General features: G+C 69.2%; 21 protein-coding genes and 1 tRNA gene. 8 read left to right on the top strand and 14 right to left on the bottom strand.

All coding sequences use genetic code 11. The features are described 5' to 3' along the window. The 3 genes from ACIBHX_RS42525 to ACIBHX_RS42515 are packed head-to-tail and all read right to left on the bottom strand — an operon-like array spanning position 1 to position 3,269. Entirely contained in the window at positions 1-879 is an 879-nt protein-coding gene (locus tag ACIBHX_RS42525; RefSeq protein ID WP_397073436.1) for a carbohydrate ABC transporter permease, read from the bottom strand. Continuing rightward, entirely contained in the window at positions 876-1,811 is a 936-nt protein-coding gene (locus tag ACIBHX_RS42520) for a carbohydrate ABC transporter permease (RefSeq protein WP_397073435.1), read from the bottom strand. The genes ACIBHX_RS42525 and ACIBHX_RS42520 overlap by 4 nt, the downstream gene beginning before the upstream one ends. Next, positions 1,812-3,269 (bottom strand): extracellular solute-binding protein, encoded by a 1,458-nt coding sequence (locus ACIBHX_RS42515; RefSeq protein WP_397073433.1) that lies wholly within the window; start codon positions 3,267-3,269, stop codon positions 1,812-1,814. It abuts the gene before it with no gap. A gap of 165 nt (positions 3,270-3,434) precedes the next feature. On the opposite strand from ACIBHX_RS42515, the gene xylB reads away from it, so the two are divergent. Beyond that, entirely contained in the window at positions 3,435-4,850 is a 1,416-nt protein-coding gene (gene xylB / locus ACIBHX_RS42510) for a xylulokinase (protein ID WP_397073432.1), read from the top strand. Here the strand turns inward: xylB and ACIBHX_RS42505 are convergent. Both ACIBHX_RS42505 and ACIBHX_RS42500 read right to left on the bottom strand, forming a co-directional pair. Further along, the gene (locus ACIBHX_RS42505; RefSeq protein WP_397073430.1) at positions 4,825-6,297 is read right to left on the bottom strand and encodes a mannitol dehydrogenase family protein; all 1,473 of its coding nucleotides are present in this window, start codon (positions 6,295-6,297) and stop codon (positions 4,825-4,827) included. The genes xylB and ACIBHX_RS42505 overlap by 26 nt on opposite strands. A 184-nt stretch (positions 6,298-6,481) precedes the next feature. Continuing rightward, positions 6,482-6,568: transfer RNA gene (locus ACIBHX_RS42500), tRNA-Ser, on the bottom strand. Between the two features lie 52 nt (positions 6,569-6,620). On the opposite strand from ACIBHX_RS42500, the gene ACIBHX_RS42495 reads away from it, so the two are divergent. Continuing rightward, on the top strand, positions 6,621-6,935 hold the full coding sequence (locus tag ACIBHX_RS42495; protein ID WP_397073428.1) for an STAS domain-containing protein: 315 nt from the start codon (positions 6,621-6,623) through the stop codon (positions 6,933-6,935). Here the strand turns inward: ACIBHX_RS42495 and ACIBHX_RS42490 are convergent. The 6 genes from ACIBHX_RS42490 to ACIBHX_RS42465 are packed head-to-tail and all read right to left on the bottom strand — an operon-like array spanning position 6,924 to position 11,479. Continuing rightward, the gene (locus ACIBHX_RS42490; protein WP_397073427.1) at positions 6,924-7,763 is read right to left on the bottom strand and encodes an NUDIX domain-containing protein; all 840 of its coding nucleotides are present in this window, start codon (positions 7,761-7,763) and stop codon (positions 6,924-6,926) included. The two genes, ACIBHX_RS42495 and ACIBHX_RS42490, sit on opposite strands and share 12 nt — an antisense overlap. Positions 7,764-7,775: 12 nt before the next feature. Continuing rightward, positions 7,776-8,504 carry a M15 family metallopeptidase gene (locus tag ACIBHX_RS42485; RefSeq protein ID WP_397073425.1) on the bottom strand — a complete coding sequence of 243 codons (729 nt, stop codon included), beginning with the start codon at positions 8,502-8,504 and terminating at the stop codon, positions 7,776-7,778. A gap of 14 nt (positions 8,505-8,518) precedes the next feature. Then, positions 8,519-8,998, bottom strand: coding sequence for a universal stress protein (locus tag ACIBHX_RS42480; protein ID WP_397073423.1), 480 nt, complete (start codon positions 8,996-8,998; stop codon positions 8,519-8,521). Between the two features lie 17 nt (positions 8,999-9,015). After that, a complete protein-coding gene (locus tag ACIBHX_RS42475; protein WP_397073422.1) occupies positions 9,016-9,255 on the bottom strand; it encodes a hypothetical protein in 240 nt (79 codons plus the stop codon). Further along, complete coding sequence (locus ACIBHX_RS42470) at positions 9,252-9,677, bottom strand: hypothetical protein (protein WP_397073421.1); 426 nt, start codon at positions 9,675-9,677, stop codon at positions 9,252-9,254. The genes ACIBHX_RS42475 and ACIBHX_RS42470 overlap by 4 nt, the downstream gene beginning before the upstream one ends. Continuing rightward, positions 9,674-11,479, bottom strand: a complete 1,806-nt coding sequence (locus ACIBHX_RS42465; protein WP_397073419.1) for an MDR family MFS transporter — start codon at positions 11,477-11,479, stop codon at positions 9,674-9,676. Before ACIBHX_RS42465 ends, ACIBHX_RS42470 begins: the two co-directional genes overlap by 4 nt. A 121-nt stretch (positions 11,480-11,600) precedes the next feature. Here ACIBHX_RS42465 and ACIBHX_RS42460 point away from each other — a divergent pair, with 121 nt between their 5' ends. Beyond that, complete coding sequence (locus tag ACIBHX_RS42460; protein WP_397073418.1) at positions 11,601-12,158, top strand: TetR family transcriptional regulator; 558 nt, start codon at positions 11,601-11,603, stop codon at positions 12,156-12,158. Next, entirely contained in the window at positions 12,155-12,637 is a 483-nt protein-coding gene (locus ACIBHX_RS42455; protein WP_397073416.1) for a hypothetical protein, read from the top strand. The genes ACIBHX_RS42460 and ACIBHX_RS42455 overlap by 4 nt, the downstream gene beginning before the upstream one ends. Before the next feature lie 9 nt (positions 12,638-12,646). Here ACIBHX_RS42455 and ACIBHX_RS42450 read toward each other — a convergent pair whose 3' ends face one another. Then, positions 12,647-14,455, bottom strand: coding sequence for an AAA family ATPase (locus ACIBHX_RS42450; protein ID WP_397073415.1), 1,809 nt, complete (start codon positions 14,453-14,455; stop codon positions 12,647-12,649). A 114-nt stretch (positions 14,456-14,569) separates the two neighbouring features. Between ACIBHX_RS42450 and ACIBHX_RS42445 the strand changes: the two genes are divergently transcribed. Both ACIBHX_RS42445 and ACIBHX_RS42440 read left to right on the top strand, forming a co-directional pair. Further along, positions 14,570-15,529 (top strand): NAD(P)H-quinone oxidoreductase, encoded by a 960-nt coding sequence (locus ACIBHX_RS42445; protein ID WP_397073414.1) that lies wholly within the window; start codon positions 14,570-14,572, stop codon positions 15,527-15,529. A 5-nt stretch (positions 15,530-15,534) separates the two neighbouring features. Further along, a complete protein-coding gene (locus ACIBHX_RS42440) occupies positions 15,535-16,044 on the top strand; it encodes a bacterial proteasome activator family protein (protein WP_397073412.1) in 510 nt (169 codons plus the stop codon). Here ACIBHX_RS42440 and ACIBHX_RS42435 read toward each other — a convergent pair. Continuing rightward, positions 16,035-16,814 carry an HAD family hydrolase gene (locus ACIBHX_RS42435; protein WP_397073410.1) on the bottom strand — a complete coding sequence of 260 codons (780 nt, stop codon included), beginning with the start codon at positions 16,812-16,814 and terminating at the stop codon, positions 16,035-16,037. The genes ACIBHX_RS42440 and ACIBHX_RS42435 overlap by 10 nt on opposite strands. Before the next feature lie 250 nt (positions 16,815-17,064). Between ACIBHX_RS42435 and ACIBHX_RS42430 the strand changes: the two genes are divergently transcribed. Both ACIBHX_RS42430 and ACIBHX_RS42425 read left to right on the top strand, forming a co-directional pair. Then, entirely contained in the window at positions 17,065-17,268 is a 204-nt protein-coding gene (locus tag ACIBHX_RS42430; RefSeq protein WP_043619750.1) for a cold-shock protein, read from the top strand. A 178-nt stretch (positions 17,269-17,446) separates the two neighbouring features. Beyond that, on the top strand, positions 17,447-18,625 hold the full coding sequence (locus ACIBHX_RS42425) for a sialidase family protein (RefSeq protein ID WP_397073408.1): 1,179 nt from the start codon (positions 17,447-17,449) through the stop codon (positions 18,623-18,625). Here the strand turns inward: ACIBHX_RS42425 and serS are convergent. Further along, complete coding sequence (gene serS, locus ACIBHX_RS42420) at positions 18,589-19,851, bottom strand: serine--tRNA ligase (protein WP_397073407.1); 1,263 nt, start codon at positions 19,849-19,851, stop codon at positions 18,589-18,591. The genes ACIBHX_RS42425 and serS overlap by 37 nt on opposite strands. Positions 19,852-19,890: the final 39 nt, after the last annotated feature.

The following is a 19,890-nucleotide window of genomic DNA, read 5'->3' as shown; positions in this document are numbered from 1 at the left end:
CTACTCTCCGGTCACGGCACCGAGGGTCAGCCCGGTGACCAGCCATTTGCGTACGGCGAGGCCGGCCAGCATCATCGGCACGACCACGATCGTCCCGATGGCGGCGAGCTGGCCCCAGTCGACGCCGGTCTGGGTGACCAGCTGGGAGGCGGCGATGGGCAGCGTCTGGGAGTTCGGCCCGGAGAAGACCACGGCGAAGGCGTAGTCGTTCCAGGCGAAGACCAGGCACAGGATGAACGTGGTGACCAGCCCCGACTTGGTCAGCGGCAGGATGACTATCCAGAAGGCCTGCCAGCGGGTGCAGCCTGCGACGAGCGCCGACTCCTCCAGCGACGGCGGCACCTCGGCGAAGAACGCGCTCATCAACCAGATGGCGAACGGCAGGTTGAAGGTGAGGTAGGCGAGCACCAGCCCGGGAATCGAGTCGATCAGCCCGAGCCCGCGGAAGATGAGGAACAGCGGGAGCACGATGGCGGCGATGGGCGCCATACGGGTGGAGATGATCCAGAAGGACAGGTGCCGCTTCCCGTGCATCGCGGTCCGTGCCAGGCCGTATCCGGCGAGCGCGCCCAGGCTGACCGCCAGGATCGCGGAGATCCCGGCGGCGAGCACGCTGTGCCAGATGTAAGGCCAGAGGTTGTTCGCCCCGGTGAACAGGTTGCGGTAGTTGTCCAGAACCGGTTGGAACAGGAACACCGGCGTGGCCGCGGTGACGTCCGTGGAGTTCTTGAAGGACGACATCAGCATCCAGATGAGCGGGACCAGCGTCCAGAGCATGGCCAGGACGAGGAGGATCGCCACGATCCAGCGCGTGCGGCGGCTGCTTTCCTCCAGCGGCGACTGCGGCACCCCTCGCGGAGCGGCGGTGACGGTACTCATCGGGTCAACCCCCTCACGTCCAGCAGCCGGACGAAGGTGCGGGCGATGAAGATCGAGAAGGCCAGCAGCGCCAGGCCCATGGCCGCGGCGTAGCCGAGGTTGAAGAAGCGGAACGCGGTCTCGTACAGCAGGACCGGCACGATCTTGGTCGCGTCGGCGGGCCCGCCGCCGGTGGTGACCCAGATGATGTCGAAGTAGCGCACCGCGTCCATCGAGCGGATGAGCAGCGCGACCAGCAGCACGTTGGAGATCGCGGGGAAGATGATGTACCGCAGCGTCATCCATCCCCTGGCGCCGTCGACGGCGGCGGCCTCGCGCACCGACTGCGACACGCCGGACAGGCCGGCGAGCGTGATCAGGGCGATCAGCGGCGTCCACTCCCAGACGTCCATCAGCACGACGGCGGCGAAGGCACTGACAGGTGTGCCGAGGATGTCGCCGGAATAGCCGAAGCCGTGCAGTATCCAGGCGTAGAGCCCGAAGGTCGAGTCGGTGAGGTAGCGCCCCAGCAGGCCGACGATCGAGGGCGCCGCGAACATCGGCAGCAGCAGCAGGCTGAGCAGGATGTTGCGGCCGCGCAGCACCCGCCACAGGAGCAGGGCGAGGCCGACGCCCAGGCACATCTCCAGCCCGACCGTGAGCACGAAGTAGACGATCGTGCGAAGCCAGGCCATCCACAGGTCGCCGTCGGTGAAGAATCGAGCCCAGTTGTTCAGCCCGATCCAGTTGAGATTCACCCCACCCAGCAGCCGCACCCGGGAGAAGCTCATCGCGATCAGCGCGAAGAAGGGCAGAATCGACAGCGAGGCCAGCAGGATCAGGCCGGGCGTCATCATCTTGCCTTCGAAGCCGATCCGCGGCCTCTTGGGTGCGTGGGCCACGGGTTTGGCGTATTGGCCGACCACCGGTGTCGAGACCGCACGGTGCGCCATCTAAGCCACCCACCCTCGCGCCACGATCGTGTCCACCCGTGCCTTGATCGAGCGCATCGTCTCCTCCGGCGACGTGCCTCCGGTGAGCATCCGGGACAGCCCGGTGAAGATCGCGGTGTTGCACTCGTTCCACATCGGGATCTTGGGTCGCAGGCCGATCTTGTCGGGCTGCCAGGCCTGCCGTACGGCGGCGGCCGTGAGCATGTTGGGCATCTGCGACGGCCGGTGTTCGGCGGCGCGCACCTCGGGGAGCTCGTAGACGGATGTGCGCGTCGGGGTGCCACCGCCTGCCTTGCTCTTGAGGTTGGCCAGCTGTGTCTGGGGCGCGGTGGCCCACACGATGAACAGCCAGGCCGCGCCACGCTCGTGGGGCAGCGTGTTCGCGCTGATGCCCACGCCGGTGCCGCCGTACATGTTCGCGGTGCCCGCCGGGCCCTTGGGCAGCGGCGAATAGCCGGCCTTGCCCGGCATCACCTGCTCGTTGCTGGCCGCGAACTCATGCCAGTTCGGGCACATCGCCAGCCGGCCGCCGCGGAAGGCGGCGCCCACGCCGTCCCAGTCCCACGTCTTGGAAGCGGGGTCGGCGATGGCGAGCAGGCGGTTGTAGAACTCCGCGCCCGCGATCGCGGCGTCGGAGTCGAGCCGGCACGGGCCCGGGTCGACCGCGCCCAGCCGCCCGACTTCCTTGCCGTGGTCGAAGTAGGCGCCGCCGTAGGACCACAGCACGTTGCTGAAGTCGTTCATCAGCGAGTCGTGCTGGCGTGCCTGGTGGCCGGTGCCGTACTTGACGTCCGCCGTCGCGTTCTTGTCGAACCACGCGGCGATCTTGTAGTACTCGTCCCACGTCCGCTCTCCGCTCGGTGTCGGGTCGAACCCGAGGTCGTGGGCCATGCGGTCGTGGTACTTGGTGAACAGGTCCTGCCGGAACTGCCAGATCATCGTCGGCGCGTCGTACGGCAGCGTGTAGATCGACTCGGGATCGACGAACTTGCCGGCGGCGTCCAGCTGGGCGGGGATGAAGTCCCCCACCCCGCCGGGCAGGTCGGGCAGGTTCGGATCGGCCTGCATCGTGCGCAGGTCCACCAGCCCCTTGTGGTACGGCGCGAGCACCTGGTAGGGGTCGGCGTAGATCACCTGGTACTGGGCCCGGCCCGAGGCCAGGTCCAGGGCGACCCGCTGGACCAGCGCGGTCAGCTCGAGCGTCACGATGTTGACGTTGATCCCGGTCAGCTTGGTGAACGGGCTGAGGTCCGCGGCGATGGCCGCGGTCGGAGCGGTGTTCTCCGAGATGAAGTTCAAGGTGGCGCCCTGGAACTGGCGCCACTGGTCGCCGCCGCTCATGGCGCGCGGCGCGTCGGGGCGTGATCCGCAGGAGCTGAGGCTCCCGGTGAGGGTCAGCGCGGCCCCGGCTGCCAGAGCGCCACGGAGGACGTCACGCCTGCTTGGTTGTTCGTCCACTGTCCACCGCACCTCCCGGCTCCGCGGCAGGTAAGAGCAATGAAAACAGGTTTTCTCGTATAAACATCAAAGTAAACGCATATGTGAGATTTTCTCACAAATAATGTGATATTTTGGTTTTCGCTGGTCAGGAGCGTTGCAGAGCATCTCGCGCGTGAGGCAGCGATGACATTGGTCGCGGGCGTCGACTCGTCGACCCAGAACTGCAAGGTCGTGATTCGGGACGCCGATACCGGGCGGCTCGTCCGCTCCGGCAGGGCCGGTCATCCGCCCGGCACAGAGGTGGATCCCGCGCGGTGGTGGGAGGCCCTGCAGGCCGCGATCGCCGAAGCCGGCGGGCTCGACGACGTCGCGGCGATCGCGATAGCCGGCCAGCAGCACGGCCTCATCGCTCTCGACGCCGACGGCCGCGTCATCAGGCCCGCGTTGCTCTGGAACGACACCCGATCGGCCGCCGCCGCCCGCGACCTGGTGGCGGAGGTCGGCGCCGAGGACTACGCCCGGCGGACGGGCACCGTGCCCGTGGCCTCGTTCACGGCCAGCAAGCTGCGCTGGCTGCGCGACCACGAGCCGGACAACGCCGCCGCGGTGGCCGCCGTCGCGTTGCCGCACGACTGGCTGACCTGGCGGCTGCGCGGCTACGGCCCAGCCGGCTCCTCGCCCCTCGGGCCGGACCTCGACGCGCTCGTGACGGACCGCTCCGACGCGAGCGGCACCGCCTACTGGAACCCGGTCACCGGCGACTACGATCTCGAGCTCTTCGGGCGGGCGCTGGGGCACGCCGCGATCCTGCCGCGCGTCCTCGGGCCTTCCGATCGCGCCGGTACGGTCGCCGGCATCCCGACCGTCGTCGGCCCCGGCGCCGGCGACAACGCGGGAGGGGCGCTCGGCCTGGGCGCGGGCCGGGGCGACGTCGTGGTCTCCATCGGCACCAGCGGCACCGTCTTCGCCGTGACCGGTCACCCGACGCGCGACGAGACGGGCACCGTCGCCGGATTCGCCGACGCCAGCGGCCTGTTCCTGCCGCTGATCGCCACGTTGAACGCGGCCCGCGTCCTCGACGCCGTGACACGCATCCTCGAGGTCGACCACGACGAGCTCGGCAGGCTCGCCCTCGAAGCCCCTCCGGGCTCCAACGGCCTGGTGCTTCAGCCGTACTTCGAAGGGGAGCGCACGCCCAACCTGCCCGACGCCACGGCCACGCTCTTCGGGCTCACGCTCGCCTCGACGACCCGGCCCTCCCTGGCGCGCGCGGCGATCGAGGGCATGCTGTGCGGCCTGGCCGACGGGTTCGAAGCCGTCCGCGGCCAGGGGGTGGAAAGCGCCCGCGTGCTGTTGATCGGCGGGGCGGCCCAGAACGCCGCGGTGCAGCGCATCGCGGCCCAGACGTTCGAGCCGCCGGTCGTCGTCCCCGAGCCCGGCGAGTACGTCGCGGACGGCGCCGCCGTCCAGGCTGCCTGGGTGCTCACCGGCGAGCGCCCGCGCTGGAAGGTGTCCATCGCGGCCGAACCCGCGCCCGACTACCGCCCGGTCATCAGGGACCAGTACACCAGGCTCAGCCCACGAGCTGCCGCACCGTAGCGCGGGCTCCCTTGGTGTGCAGCGACTCGAGCGCCTGGAGGTACGGCTCGACGAAGCGCTCGTCGTCGACGAGGTCGCCGAAGAGCTCACGGTTCTCGATGAAGGCCGTGGGCCGCCGACGCTGGGTGCGCGCGGTGGCCATCAGCTGGTCCTTCAGCCGGTCGACGACCGTGATCGGCTCACCGGCCTCGTCGGCCCCTTCCGCGTACCGCGCCCAGCTGGCCACCACCGCGGCCGCTCGGGTCACCGGACCGCCGCGGGGCAGCTGCTCGCGCACCACGGGAAGCAGCCATTTCGGGATGCGGTCCGACGACTCGGCGCACAACCTCGCCAGCGTGTCACGTATCTCCGGGTTGGCGAACCGCTCGATGAGGGTCCGCTTGTACGCCTCGAGGTCCACGCCGGGCACGGGGCGCAGCGTCGGCGTCGCCTCGAGGTCCATGTAGTCGCGCAGGAGCTGTGCGAGCGCGGGGTCGGTGGCGGCCTCGTGGACGTACCGGTAGCCGCTGAGATAGCCGAAGTAGCACAGCGCCTGATGGCTGGCGTTGAGCAGGCGCAGCTTCATCAGCTCGTACGGCTCGACATCCGCCACGAGCTGGACCCCCGCCTCCTCGAAGGGCGGGCGTCCGCCGGGGAAGCGTTCCTCGAGCACCCACTGCGTGAACGGCTCGCAGGTGACGGGCCTGGCGTCCCTGATGCCGAACTGCTCGGCCAGGGCCCCGCGGTCCTCCTCGGTGGTGACCGGGGTGATGCGGTCGACCATGGAGTTGGGGAAGGCGACCGTGTTCTCGACCCAGTCTCCGAGGTCGGGGTCGACCAGCCGGGCGAACGCCGAGAACGTGCGCCGCGCCACATGCCCGTTGCCCTGGATGTTGTCGCACGACATCACCGTGAACGGCGTGATCCCGCGGTCGCGCCGGCGGCGCAGCGCCTCGGTGACCAGCCCGAAAGCCGTGGCGGGCACCGCGCCGGGCGTCAGGTCCGCCTGGATCGCGGGGGACTCGGCGTCGAAGGCCCCGGTGACGGGATGGATGTTGTATCCGCCCTCGGTGACGGTGAGCGAGACGATGCGCACCGCCGGGTCCGCCATCTTCTCGATGACCGCTTCCGGATCGTCGGGGGCGAAGAGATACTCCGCGATCGAGCCGATGACGCGGGCCTCGCGGGTTCCGTCCGGATGCTTGACGACCAGCGTGTACAAGCCGTCCTGCGCGGCCAGGGCATCGCGCATCCGGGCGTCGCCGGGCAGGACGCCGACACCGCAGATCGCCCAGTCGTGCGCCTTGCCCTCGTTCATCAGGCGGTCGAGGTACATCGCCTGATGGCTGCGATGGAAGCCGCCGACGCCAAAGTGCACGATGCCGACCGTGAGCCGTGACCGGTCATAGGAGGGGACCGCCACACCCTCGGGCAGGCGGGCGACGGTCTCCGCTGTCAGTGCTGTCACTCTGATCTCCCCCCTACGGACAGCATGGCCCGCTCACGGACCTTCAAACGTCACTGTTGCGCGTGCCCCCGGCATACGTGTGGCGACCGTCGGGATTCGTTCGGTACGTGGCCGAGCGGCCGCTGCCGCTGAAGCAGTTGCTCTCCTGAGCACTTGCCGGGCCGGGCTCAACGAAAAAGAGAGGCGGAGGGTAAGGGATTCGAACCCTTGAGGCCATCGCTGACCTGGCCGCTTTCAAGGCGGCTGCACTCGTCCACTATGCGAACCCTCCAAGCGCGCACACCACGATAGCGGCCCCTGGACCCTCGGTGTACGTTCAGGAGATGACGGATCTCTGCGTCGAGGTCGAGCGAGCCCCTCGGGCGGCGCTCGTGCGTCTCGAGGGGGATCTGGACAAGGTCAGCGCCCCGGCGTTCCGTACCTGCCTGGCGGGCCTCGCCGAGGAGGGCTGCGTCGAGGTCGTCGTCGACGCGGCGAGGCTGGCGTTCTGCGACTCCAGCGGGCTGTGGGTGCTGGTCGAGCATCAGCGGGCGCTGTCCGGGCTCGGCGGCTCGCTGCAGCTGACGGGCGTGCAGGGGGTGCTGCTGCGGGTCCTGGACGTGACGGGGCTCAGGCCGCTGTTCGTCTCACAGCTGTGACAGCAACCACTTGGGACCCACGGTTTCCGCGCCGAGTTCGGTGACCCGATCCCGCAGGCCGCGGTCCGCGGTGACGACGCGGACGTGTTCCCATGTCCTGGCCTGCCGTACGACGTCGACGATCGCGTCGTCGCCGCTGCCCAGCGCGGCGACCACCTCGACGCCCTCCGGCGCGGTCGCCTCACGGGCGGCGCCCTCCACGACCGCGACGATGCGCGGATACCACTGGTCGAGCACGGGATGCGTCAGGCGCAGCCGGGCCACCTCGCGCAGCAGCTTGGTCGCCGCGCCGTGCCGGTCGCTCCACCAGCCGTGCTCGGCCCGCGCGCCGACGATGTTGGCCACGTCGAGCACCACGGTCTCGGGCCTGAGCATCTCCTGGATGTCCGGCCAGGAGTCGGCGAAGCCGGGGTGCAGCTTCTTGCGCGCGATCTCCGGCAGCGGCACCCACCGCAGCTCGGAGCTCTCGCTGTTGGCGGGCTTGGCGGGGAACCGCTCGGGCGATTGGGCGATGACCGTCTCGAACGCCCACCCGCCGTGATCGTCCAGATAGACGCCCAGCACGCGCAGCCCGTCGCCGTGCAGCGCGGCCTCCTCGCGGGCCTCGCGCAGCGCCGTCGCCACCGCGTCCTCGTGGCTGTCGCGCGCTCCGCCCGGCAGCCCCCAGGTGCCGCCGTGATGGCTCCACCAGGACCGCTTCTGCATCAGCACGTGCGGGGTGCCGCTCTCATCGTGATGTACGGCAAGCAGCCCGGAAGCCCCGTGCACACCCCAGTGCCGATGCCCGAGCGCGCATTCGGTCCAACCGTCGCCGTCCTTGGCCGCCATCATCCGATTGTGTCAGCCTCCGCCCTTGCTGAAGTGCTGGAAGTCCTTCGCGCCTGACCAGGTGCCGCCCCATTCCCAGCCGACGGCGGCGAAAGCGCGGACCACCTTGTCGTCCGGATTTATTACACCCTTGCCTTTCATGGGGCGCTCGGTGTACTTCTTCGAGGCTTTGTGGGCCGTGCTGCCGCTCGCCGTGACGTACGGGTTCTCAATCGTGTTGATGTCGACCGCTTCGCCATAGGCGTGATTCGACCAGTGCGTGGACCCGGTGGCGGACCGGCAGTTGAAGGCCGAGGTGTTGTCCGCCTCGATCGAGTCGAAGTCGTCGCCCTTGTAGACGTCCACCAGCTCCATCCGGCGGATCGGCCAGCGCCAGCCGTACAGCTTCTTGAAGACCGTCACGATGTCGTCGGTGACGGTCTTGCGCACGACCATCTCGCCGGTGTGCGCCTTGCCGTCGAAGCCCCAGTAGGTCATCGTGATCAGCCGCAGGTCCTGGTAGTGGACCGGGCAGCCGGGCTTCCACGAGTACGGCAGGTGGGCGCGGGAGACCTTGGCGACCTTCGCGGTGAACGCCGGCGGAGCGGACGGCGTCGGGCTCTGGTGTGCCGGGCTCGCGTGCGTCTGGGGCGGCGGGGTGGTCGGCGCCGTCACGGCCTGGCCCTGGGCGGGCGGCTCCCCGCCGGAGGCGCATGAAACGGACGCGAGCAGCACGAACGACATGGCGGCAGTACGTTTCACCAGGCCAGCCTAGGTCACGGCACGATGTGCACGGTACGGCGAGAGCGTTTCGCCAGCCCGACGGCCACTGAGCCGCCGAGGTTGTGCCACATCGAGCGTGACCTGCCGACCACGATGGCGTCCGCCATGCAGGCGCTGGCCAGCGTCTCGAGCTCCCTGGCCGTGTCGCCGCGAACGCTGACGAACCGCCACGGGACGCCCACGCCGCTCAGCTCGTCCCGCAGATCCTCGGTGAGGTCCGCGGCCGTGTCGGGGATGATCGGAGAGCCGGCGAAGAACCAGAGGGTGGCGCTGGTCATCGACTCGACGAACGCGATCATCAGCTCCGCGTTGTCCCGCCGGGCGAGCCCGGCCGCGTACGCCAGGGCGTTGCGGCTCGGGCCCGATCCGTCGAAGCCGACCACGAGCAGGCCGGCGCCGTCCTTGCCTATCTCGAACTGCCCCCTGGGCAGGGGCAGCCGCTCCCCTTGAGAGTTGGTGCCACCGCTGTGCACGGCATGTCCTTGCAGGGTCAGGCGTCGGCGACGTGCTTGCCGCGGTTGGCCAGCTCACGCAGCGCGTCGGCGGCGTAGACCACCAGGGCCACGAAGGACACGCCAGCGAGGATGCCACCGAGCCACAGGTCGTTGATCGTCGCGTCCACGTAGGCGGCGCCACGCGGCTGGTAGCCGACGGCGAACGGCGCGGCGATCATCCACAGGCCGCCGAGGAACAGCAGGACGAGGGCGGATACGCCCAGCTTGGCCTTCATCGGTTCTCCTCCACTCCCACCAGGGGGGCCGTGCCGTTCTGGCGGTGCTCGCCGGAGCGGCCGGCGTTGTTCAGGTCCTCGCGCAGCGCCTCGACCAGCGGGGCGAGCAGGCTGGCCAGCTCGGCCGACGACGCGCCGGCGGGAGCGGCTGCCGGGGCGGGCTCGGGCTGCTCGACCGGGCGCTCACGCCTGGTCACCAGGCCGCGGTTGAGCAGGTCCTCGTAGATGGCCGAGACGAAGGCGACGACCCCGATCAGGCCGACCACCGCGATGCCGAGCCCGGTCCAGAACTCGGAGTTGGTGATGTCGATCCAGTCGCCGTTCTCGGGCTGCGTCCCGAGCGCGAACGGAGCGATCATCAGCCACAGCCCGGCGATGAGCGCCAGGGCAGCCGCTACACCGCCCACGAACTTGCGAATCATTGTGCGACTCCTCCTGAGACGAGGTCTTTGTGTGGTGGCGTGGCCTGCGCGATCAGCGCGCGTGACGTGGGCCTGAGCACGGTCTGCGCCACGGTCCTGGCGCGTTCCCGCTCCGAGCGGTCGTCGGGGGGCGCCATTCCGGCCACGGCCGACAGCAGCGCGGACGGCCTGCCGTTCATCCGCTCGATGCGCTGAGAGATCAGCTCGAGCAGCAGCCCGGCCAGGACCATGTCGTCCTTGCTGAGCGGCTTGGGACCGGGCGCGGGTGCCTGGTTCGTGCGCAGCGGGAGTTCCTTGAGGAAGAGCGTGGCCACGAAGCCCAGCAGCGCGATCGGCACGCCCACCAGGAAGACGGTCTCGAGGCCCCGGGTGAACGCCTCGAGAACGATGTGCTTGATCGGTCCCGGCAGGTGCTGGATGGCGTCCGGGCTGCCGAGCTTGACCGATCCGCCGCCGGGCACCTTGATGTGAGCGGCCGCCAGCATGGCGGTGATCTCGTCCTTCAGCCGGTTGGTGAGGATGGCGCCGAACGCGGCGACACCCACCGCACCGCCCAGCGACCTGAAGAACGACACGCCCGACGTGGTCGAGGCCATGTCACGCATCTCGGAGCCGTTCTGCGCGGCCAGGATGAGCATCTGCATGGACAGGCCCAGTCCGATGCCGAGCACGGCCACGTCGGCGCCGATCAGCCACTCGCTGGAGTCGACGTGCAGCCGCGACAGCAGGAACAGTCCGACGGCCACGATCAGCAGGCCGACGACCGGGAAGATCTTCCACTTGCCCGTCTGGGTGACGATCTTTCCTGAGATGACGCCCGCGAGGAACAGGGCGACCACCATCGGCAGGGTCATCAACCCGGACTCGGTCGGGCTGAGCCCCTTGACGATCTGCAGGTACTGCGGCAGGTAGATCATCGCGCCGAACATCGCCATGCCGACGAACAGCGAGGCGACGCTGGTCAGCACGAACGTCCGGTTGCGGAACAGCCTCGGCGGCAGGATGGGGTTGCGCGCCGTGCGCTCAGCCAGTACGGCCAGCGCCAGCATCAGCAGGCTGACCGCGCCCAGGAAGTAGGTCCAGAACGAGTTCCACTCGAACTGGTTGCCGCCGAGCGTCAACAGCAGCATCAGCGCGCTCGCGCTGGCCGTGATCGTGGTCGCGCCCCAGATGTCGATCGAGGTGTTGCGCTTGACCTTCGGCAGCCGCAGCACGCGCTGGATCACCGCGAACGCGACCACCGCGAACGGCACGACCACGTAGAAGCACCAGCGCCAGCCGAGCCAGTCGGTGTCGACGATGAACCCGCCGAGCAGCGGCCCGGCCACCGTCGAGATGCCGAACACGGCACCCATGTAGCCGGAGTACCGGCCCCGCTCCCGCGGCGGCACGATGTCGCCGAGGATCACCTGAGCAAGGGCCGACAGACCACCCACGCCCAGACCCTGTACGGCTCGCGCGGCGATGAGCTGCCCCATGTTCTGGGACAGACCGGCCACGAGCGAAGCCGCCACGAACAACCCCAGGGCGGACTGGAACAGCAGCTTCCTGCCCCACAAGTCAGAAAGCTTGCCCCACAACGGCGTCGAGACCGTCATGGTGAGCATGGTCGCGCTCGCCACCCAGGAGTACTGGTCCTGGCCGCCTAGCTCCCCGACGATCGTCGGCAACGCCGTACCGACCACCGAGGTGGAGATCATCGAGGTCAGCATGGCGAGCATCAGCCCGGACATGACCTCGAGGATTTCCCGGTGGGTGTACTGCCGCCTCGCGGGGGCTGCGGCATGTGTCTGGGCTACCAAGACACCACATCCCCTTAATTGATTCTTTACTACCCGTTGAGTATACGCCCGTTTACTAGCCGCGCGGCAAGTGGTCTGTCGTACGCGGTTGACAGGCATTTCGTCGATTAGAGTTCGGGGCATGGAGGCCCAGGTGACGGAGGTGCGGCCGCGCGATCGCGAGGCCACCCGGCAGCGGCTGCTCGAGGCGGCACGCGCGCTGTTCTCCGAGTACGGCTACGAACAGGTCACCGTGCGCCAGATCGCCGCCGCGGCCGGCGCCAACCTGGCATTGGTCGGGCGCTACTTCGGCTCGAAGGCCGGGCTGTTCGGAGCGGTCCTCGAGGGCGAGGCCACGATCCGGCGCGTCCTGGACGGCGACCCGGACGGGCTGCCGCGGCGCCTGGCGGAGTACGCCGCGGAACGCATGCAGGCGGATCCGGAGAGCCCGATCCTGCGGGCCCTGGAGCGCTCGGCCGGCGATCCGGAGATCCAGGCCCTGGTCAGGGACCGCCTCCAGACCGCGGTCATCAAGCCGCTCTCGGCCCTCATCGACGCCCCCGACGCCCACGCCCGGGCCCGCCTGGCCACCGCGCTCTTCCTCGGGGTCGGCTCCATGAAACGCCTCCTGGGCCCCGAACCCGCCACCCCGGCGGACGTCGACCGCCTCACCACCATGTTCGAAACCTGCCTCCGATGATCCACTGGGAGGACGTCAAACCGTTCTTCGACGTGGAGATCAACGGCGTCTTACCAGACGTGATCGTCGAGGACACGGACGTGTCCGACTGGCAGGCTCTTCTCGACCTCATCCGGTCACAGCCGTGGCAGCACACCTACCTCTGCGACGACGTCCCGACGCGACTCCCGACGGCCGCCGACCTGATCGCGAAGGGCGCCGATGACGCCGACCTGCGGGTCTGGCCGGTGCCCGGCGTCCTGGTGATCTTCCGCCCCTTCGGCGCCAAGGCGATCGACTTCGACGTGGACCTGCGCGAACTCCAGGGTCAGGAGCGCCTGAACGTCCTGGTCGACTTCCTCCACACGATCGGCCGCCACTTGCACAAGCCGGTCACCATGACGTTCGAAGGCTCGGCGAGGGACCCCATCCTCGGCTACGACCCCACGGCCGGCGAGGTCATCGTCCTCGCCGACCTCCAGAACTTCAGCTATGAGTGAGGTGGGGGGTCAGGTGGGGTTGGCGGCGAAGGCGTCGCCCACGCAGGCGGCCAGTTGGAGGTAGGCGTCCCTGGTGGCTTCCTGGAGGCGGTCGAGGTCGATTTCGGCGCCTTCCTCCAGGTGGGGGTCGTAGGGGACGCGGATCACCGCGCGGCAGCGGGCCGCGAAGTGGGCTTCGAGCTTCTTGATGTCGACCGCCGACTTCGAGCGTGGCCTGACGCTGCACAGGACGACCGTGGCGTCCTGGACGAGGTCGCCGTAGTGGTGGGCCTCCAGCCAGTCGAGCGTGGCCGAGGCGGCGCGGGCGCCGTCCACCGAAGCCGAGCTGACCAGCACGATCTGGTCCGCCAGGCCGAGGACCCCGCCCATGGCCGAGTGCAGCAGCCCGGTCCCGCAGTCGGTGATGCAGATCGAGTAGAAGTTCTCCAGGACCTGCGAGACCGCCTGGTAGTCGGCACCACTGAACGCCTCGGACACCGACGGGTCCCTGTCGGAGGCCAGCACCTCCAGCCGCGAGGGCGCCTGCGAGGTGAAGGCCCGGATGTCGACGTACCGCTTGACCTGCTCGCGCTCGTTGAGCAGGTCGCGCACGGTGGCCGAGGTCTCCAGCTCCAGCTTGTCCGACAGCGTCCCGCGGTCGGGGTTGGCGTCCACCGCGATCACCCGGTCGCCGCGCATCTGCGCCAGCGTCGCGCCGAGCCCGACCGTGGTCGTGGTCTTGCCCACACCACCCTTCAGGCTCAGTACGGCGACGCGGTGGTGCCCCGTGGACACCGGGGTACGCGCCCGCGACACCAGCTCCCGCCGGCGGCGCACCTCAGGCGGCTCGCCCGGCTTGATCCACCCACCGGAGGCCTTGTAGACCAAGCGCCGCCAGCCCTTGGAGGGCGCGTTGCGCCGCCCGCGCAGCAGCGATTCCGGATCGAGGCTGTCGGCGGTGGGCCGCCCGGTCACCGGCGGCCGCGGCGGCGCGCTGAAGACGGGCACGGGAGCGGGCCGTCGCCGCGGCGCCGGAGGCTCGGGCTCGGCCACCCGCGGCGGCTCGACCACCGCGGGAGCCGCCCAGGACTCGGCCGGCTCCGGCGCAGCCTCAGGCTCCGACGGAGCATCGGCGAGCGCCGGACCCGATTCCGGCTCCGAGGCGGAATCCGACGTCCAGGAGAACGACTCCGACGACCACGACTCGGACGACCACGTCTCCGCCAGCCGGGGCTCGGTATCCCCGGATTCCGGCTCCGCCTCGGCGACGTCCTCGACGGCCTCCTCAGCGACCTCCTCGGTCGTGGCCGCCGCGTCAAGCTCAGGCTTGGGGTCCCGCCACTCCAGGGACGGCCAGTCCGACGCCTTCTCCTCCGCCGGCGAGGACGACGAAGCCTCGGCCGGCTTGGGCCATGGCACGTTCTCGAGCGTCTCCGCCGAACTGTCCGGCTCCAGCCTCCCCAGCACGTAGGAGTCCGTGTCGTCGGGCCTGGGCAGCGGCTTGAGCGGCGCCAGGAAGGCGTCGTCCTTGCCCAGGCTCGCCGGCGGTGAGGCCTTGTCCAGCCACTCGCCGGCCTCCGCCTCGGACTCCGGCACCTCCTCCGCCGCGGCCGTGCCGTACACCGAATCGACCGCCGCGCGGAACAGCGGCGGCGTCGGCGTGTCGTGCTCAGTCGGAACGGACTGCCATGGGTCCTTGGGATAAGGAGAGGAGGAGTCGTCAGTGACGACAGGGCCCGTCTTCGCGCTCACCGCGATAGGCGCCTCCTCCGTCTCCTTGATCGCATCGAGCCAGGCGAGCTGTTCCTCGAGAGATTCCTCACGATCGTGTCTTGCCACCGTGTTCCCCCTCTGGTGGGTCTAAAGGGGTAGCAAATACCTTGCAGGTTAACGCCCAAGCTTCTGCCGAACGTCGGCAACCCGCAACTTCACTGCCCCGCTAGCGTGGTTGGCATGCGGGCAATCGTGATCGCCGAGTCTGGCGGACCAGAGGTCCTGGAGTGGCGCGAGGTACCAGATCCGCGTCCTGACCGGGGCGAAGTGCTCATCGACGTGACCGCTTCCGCGGTCAACCGGGCCGACCTTCTGCAACGGCTAGGTTTCTATCCCCCGCCGCCCGGCGCCCCGCCGTACCCGGGCCTGGAGTGCTCGGGGGTGGTGGCCGAGGTCGGCGCGGACGTCGAGCAGTTCAAGGCCGGCGATCGCGTCTGCGCACTGCTGGGCGGTGGCGGGTACGCCGAGAGGGTCGCGGTGCCGTGGCAGCAGGTCATGCCGGCGCCGGAGCGCATCGAACTGACGGAGGCCGCGGCTATTCCCGAGGCCGCGTGCACTGTCTGGGGCACGGTGTTCATGCAGGCCAGGCTGCGCAGGGGCGAGCGGCTGCTGGTCCACGGCGGCGCCAGCGGGATCGGCACGACGGCCATCCAGCTGGCCAAGGCGCTGGGCTCGCAGGTGATCGCCACCGCCGGCACGGACGAGAAGCTGGCCAGGCTGAAGGAGCTGGGCGCCGACGAGCTGGTCAACTACCGGACGCAGGACTTCGCCGAGCAGGTCGAGGACGTCGATGTGATCCTCGACATCATCGGAGCGCCGTACCTGGCGGGCAACCTCAAGGTGCTGCGCACCGGCGGGCGGCTGGTGCTCATCGGGCTGCAGGGCGGGAGCAAGGCCGAGATCGACCTCGGGGCGCTGCTGTACAAGCGCGCCTCCGTGCACGGCAGCACGCTGCGCTCGCGCCCGGTCGACGAGAAGGGCGTCATCGTGCGTGGCGTGACGGAGAACGTGCTTCCCCTGGTCAGCGCGGGAGCCATGCGTCCCGTGGTGTACGCGGAAGTGCCGATGTCCGAGGCGTCCGAGGCGCATCGAATGCTCGATTCTGGGGAGCACGTCGGCAAGATCCTGCTAGTACGGTGAGTGTTATGAATGCTGAGGAGAACAACACCCCCCACATCGTGGTGGTCGGCCCGGACTTCCAGGGAAATCAGGGCGATAGCGGCGAGGACGAGCGATCGGTCACGAACCTGGTCGAGCAACCCGCCAAGGTGATGCGCATCGGCAGCATGATCCGGCAGCTCCTCGAGGAGGTGCGCGCCGCGCCGCTGGATGAGGCCAGCCGTAAGAGGTTGAAGGAGATCCACGAGTCCTCCATCAAGGAGCTCGAGGACGGCCTGGCGCCCGAGCTGGTCGACGAGCTGGAGCGGCTGTCGCTGCCGTTCACCGACGACAACGGCACCCCGCCCAGCGAGGCGGAGCTGCGCATCGCGCACGCCCAGCTGGTCGGGTGGCTTGAGGGGCTGTTCCACGGCATCCAGACGACGCTCTTCGCCCAGCAGATGGCTGCCCGGGCCCAGCTCGAGCAGATGCGCAGGGCGCTGCCCGGCGTGCCGCAGGGTGACGCGCCGCACGGCGGTTCCGGGCCCTACCTGTAGAGCTCCTCGAGCACCAGCGCGACGCCGTCGTCGTCGTTGGCCGCGGTGACGTGGTCGACGGCGGCCAGTACGGCGGGGTGCGCGTTGGCGACCGCGTAGGAGGTACCTGCCCAGCTCAGCATGGGCAGGTCGTTCGGCATGTCGCCGAACGCGACGACCTGTGAGCGGTCGATGCCGAGCTCGTCGGCGAGCGCGGTCAGGGCGGTCGCCTTGGTCACGCCGTGCGCGCTCATCTCAATGAGCCCTTTGCCGCTCGAATGCGTGGGCGTCACCAGATGTCCCACCATGTCGCAAACGGCGGTCTGCAGCGCGTCCGGGTCCATCGACGGGTGAAAGGCCAGCAGCTTGGCGCATGGACGCGAAGTCAGCGTCGACGTACCCACACGCAGGCCGCCCACGGCCCGGCTGTCCCACCCGCTCAACCGGTAATCTGACTCGTGCGCAAAACCACCTTCATACTCGACCGAAAATGCGAGGCCGGGCATGTTCGCTCGAAGCTGAGCGACAACCTGTTCGAGCACCTCGACGGCGATGAGGTGTGATTCCACTATCTGTTCGGTGTGCAGATCGTAGACCAGTGCGCCGTTTGCGCAGATTGCCAGCCCGCGATGCCGTACGGTCCCGGCCACACCGCTCATCCAGCGAGGTGGACGACCGGTGACGAAGACGAGTACAGCTCCGGAATCTTCGACCTTCGCGAACGCCGCCACGGTCCGCGGGGAGACGGATCCGTCGCCACGCAGGGCGGTCCCGTCGAGGTCGGTGGCCACTAGACGCGGCGCTGGCTGGCTTCTCATAACAGGTTCCAGTTTGCCCGGTGATGCCGCCAGCAAGAAATCTTCGGATGGACGGGAACACTGACCCGCCAGAATGGTGTTAGATGTGATGGCGTTGTATTAGCTGATCCCGTAGTGAAAACCAGCATGACTTTGTCTGAGCCACCCCGGGTGCTTGCTGTACGACACACCGGGACCCACGAGGTGTGGGTCCCATAGATTCACATCCTGAGGGAGAGCTTTTATGGCTCAGGGAACCGTCAAGTGGTTCAACGCCGAGAAGGGCTTCGGCTTCATCGCCCCGGACGGCGGTGCGCCGGACGTGTTCGTGCACTTCTCCGAGATCGTCGGCAACGGCTACCGCAGCCTTGAAGACGGCCAGCGGGTCGAGTTCGAGATCACGCAGGGCCAGAAGGGGCCGCAGGCCTCCCAGGTCCGTGCCATCTGACCTGTAGTTAGCGAGATAGCCCAGGGTCCGCCTCCAGCGGCCTCTGGGCTTTCGCGTTTCGTGGGGCCGGATCACAGATGTGAGTCGACTCACACCCGCGCCGAACCCGCGATCTTTCTCCTCCATCTACCTCTATATGAGGTATGCGTGGTTATGTCACCCTGCGACCCTCGTCGCGGTGATCGTCCTGCTGCTCAACAGAGTGCTCTTCACGCTCGTCAAATCGACGCAGACGGGCGCTGAGGTCGCCTCCCACCTGTGGACCCTGGTCGCGGGTCCCTCGCGCGTCCTGGCGGATCCCACGGACCTCCTGGCGCTCCCGGCGCTGGGGTTGTCGTGGTGGATCCGCGGCAGGAGCGTCCCGGCGCGCTGGCGGGCGGTGGTGGGCGTGCCGCTCGCCGTGCTGGCGGTGACGGCTACCTCGGGCGCGCCGCGGCCGAGCGTGGACTCGATCGATATCCAGGGCCAGTCGATCAGGGCCTACCTCAGCGGCGCCGACGATCTGGTCTCCCGGGACGGAGGCGCGACCTGGACGCCGGTTTCCGACACCGCCCAGCGCCCGCCACCGGCCTCGGCGGCCTGCGTGCCCAGGCTGCCCCAGCGGTTGTGCTACCGGATCCTCCCCGGCGAGCTCGCCGTCGTGGAGTCGGACGACTACGGCAGGACCTGGCACGACTCGTGGACGCTGCCGCCGTCCAGGAAGGACTGGCTGGCCAGAGAGTCCGGCGGGCGGAGCGGCGCGTGGACGCGGGCGCTGGCCGTACAGGAGAGGCCCGGCGGGCACATCGTGGTCGTGGCCAACGGGGTCGACGGGATCCTGGTCCGCGACGTGGGCGGAGCCTGGCGGCGGGTAGGTCCGCCCGACGGTGACCCGGCCGCCGATCCTCTGGCTCCCGAGCGGACCGCCGCGTGGGGGCTGGCCGTGGCCATGCTCCTGGGCACCGTCGGGGCGGGACTGCGCAGGCTCTACACGCCTTACTCGATCTTCGCGATGCTGACCTGCGTGGGCGTGTACCTGGTGAACGCCGCGCCCACCGAGTGGTCGGTCGTCGGGGTCGACCTGCTCAAGCTGGCCCTCGGCGGCGCGCTGATCGGCATCGGTGCGCTCACCTGCGTCAGCCTGGCCGCCGCCGGGCGGGCCCGGCTACGGACAGTGCTCGGGGCGCTGGTGGCGGGGCCATTGGTGTTCGCGACCGTGTACCTGCCGTTCCACGGATGGTCACAGGGCTCGCCACAGAGCTATGGCACCGCCCTCACGCTGGCCGTCGTGCTGACGGGCGGCGTGGTGGCGGCGACCATAGCCTGGATCAGGCGGGACGCCTACTTGACCGGCTCGAGGACGTCGAGCCCCACGTAGGGCCGCAGCGCCTCGGGAACCACGACCGAGCCGTCGGCCTGCTGGTGGTTCTCCAGGATCGCCACCATCCACCGGGTGGTGGCCAGCGTGCCGTTGAGCGTGGCCAGGTGGCGCGGCTTGCCGTCCTGGTCGCGGAAGCGTACGGCGAGCCTGCGCGCCTGGAACTCGGTGCAGTTGGACGTCGAGCTCAGCTCCCGGTAGCGGCCCTGGGTCGGGATCCAGGCCTCGCAGTCGAATTTCCTGGCGGCCGACATGCCCAGGTCGCCCGCCGCCGTGTCGATGATCCGATACGGGACCTCGATCTTGGCGAGCATGTCCTTCTCCCAGGCCAGCAGGCGCTGGTGCTCCTCGTGCGCGTCCTCGGGACGGCAGTAGGAGAACATCTCGACCTTGTCGAACTGGTGGACCCTGATGATGCCGCGGGTGTCCTTGCCGTAGGAGCCGGCCTCCCGGCGGAAGCAGGACGACCAGCCCGCGTAGCGCAGCGGGAGCTGGTCGGCGGGGATGATCTCGTCGGCGTGGTAGCCGGCCAGCGCCACCTCCGAGGTGCCGACCAGGTACAGATCGTCCTCGGGCAGCCGGTAGATCTCCTTGTCGTGGGCGACGTGGAAACCCGTGCCCTGCATGGTCTCCGGCCTGACCAGGACCGGCGTGATCATCGGGGTGAAGCCGTTGGCGATGGCGTGCTGCATGGCCATGTTGAGCATGCCGAGCTGCAGCCGGGCGCCGACGCCCTTGAGGAAGTAGAAGCGCGAGCCCGACACCTTGGCGCCGCGCTCCATGTCGATCGCGCCGAGCAGTTCGCCCAGCTCCAGGTGGTCCTTGGGCTCGAAGTCGAACTCGCGCGGCTTGCCGACGGTCTCGAGCACGACGTAGTCGTCCTCGCCGCCGTGCGGAGCCTGCTCCTCCACGATGTTGGGCACCGTCTGGAGGACCTCGTCGAGCTCGCCGGCCAGCCGCTCGGCCTCCGCCTCGGCGCTCTTGACCTCGGCGGCCAGCTCCTTGGCCCGCTGGAGGAGCGCCTGCTTCTCCTCGCCCTGCGCCTTGGAGACCGACTTGCCCATACTCTTCTGCTCGGCGCGCAGAGACTCGAACGAGGTCAGCGCGGAACGGCGACGCTCGTCCAGGTCGAGCAGCGTGTCGACGATCGAGTCGGCCTCGCCGCGGGCATGCTGCGACGCGCGCAGCCTGTCGGGATCCTCACGGATGGTACGCAGGTCAATCACGAGGTAAAGGCTACCTACCCGCGGCGACCGAGCGCTCCC

The organism is Nonomuraea sp. NPDC050536, from assembly GCF_044457685.1.
Lineage (GTDB): Bacteria > Actinomycetota > Actinomycetes > Streptosporangiales > Streptosporangiaceae > Nonomuraea.
This window is presented reverse-complemented; position numbering and strand designations above follow the sequence as displayed.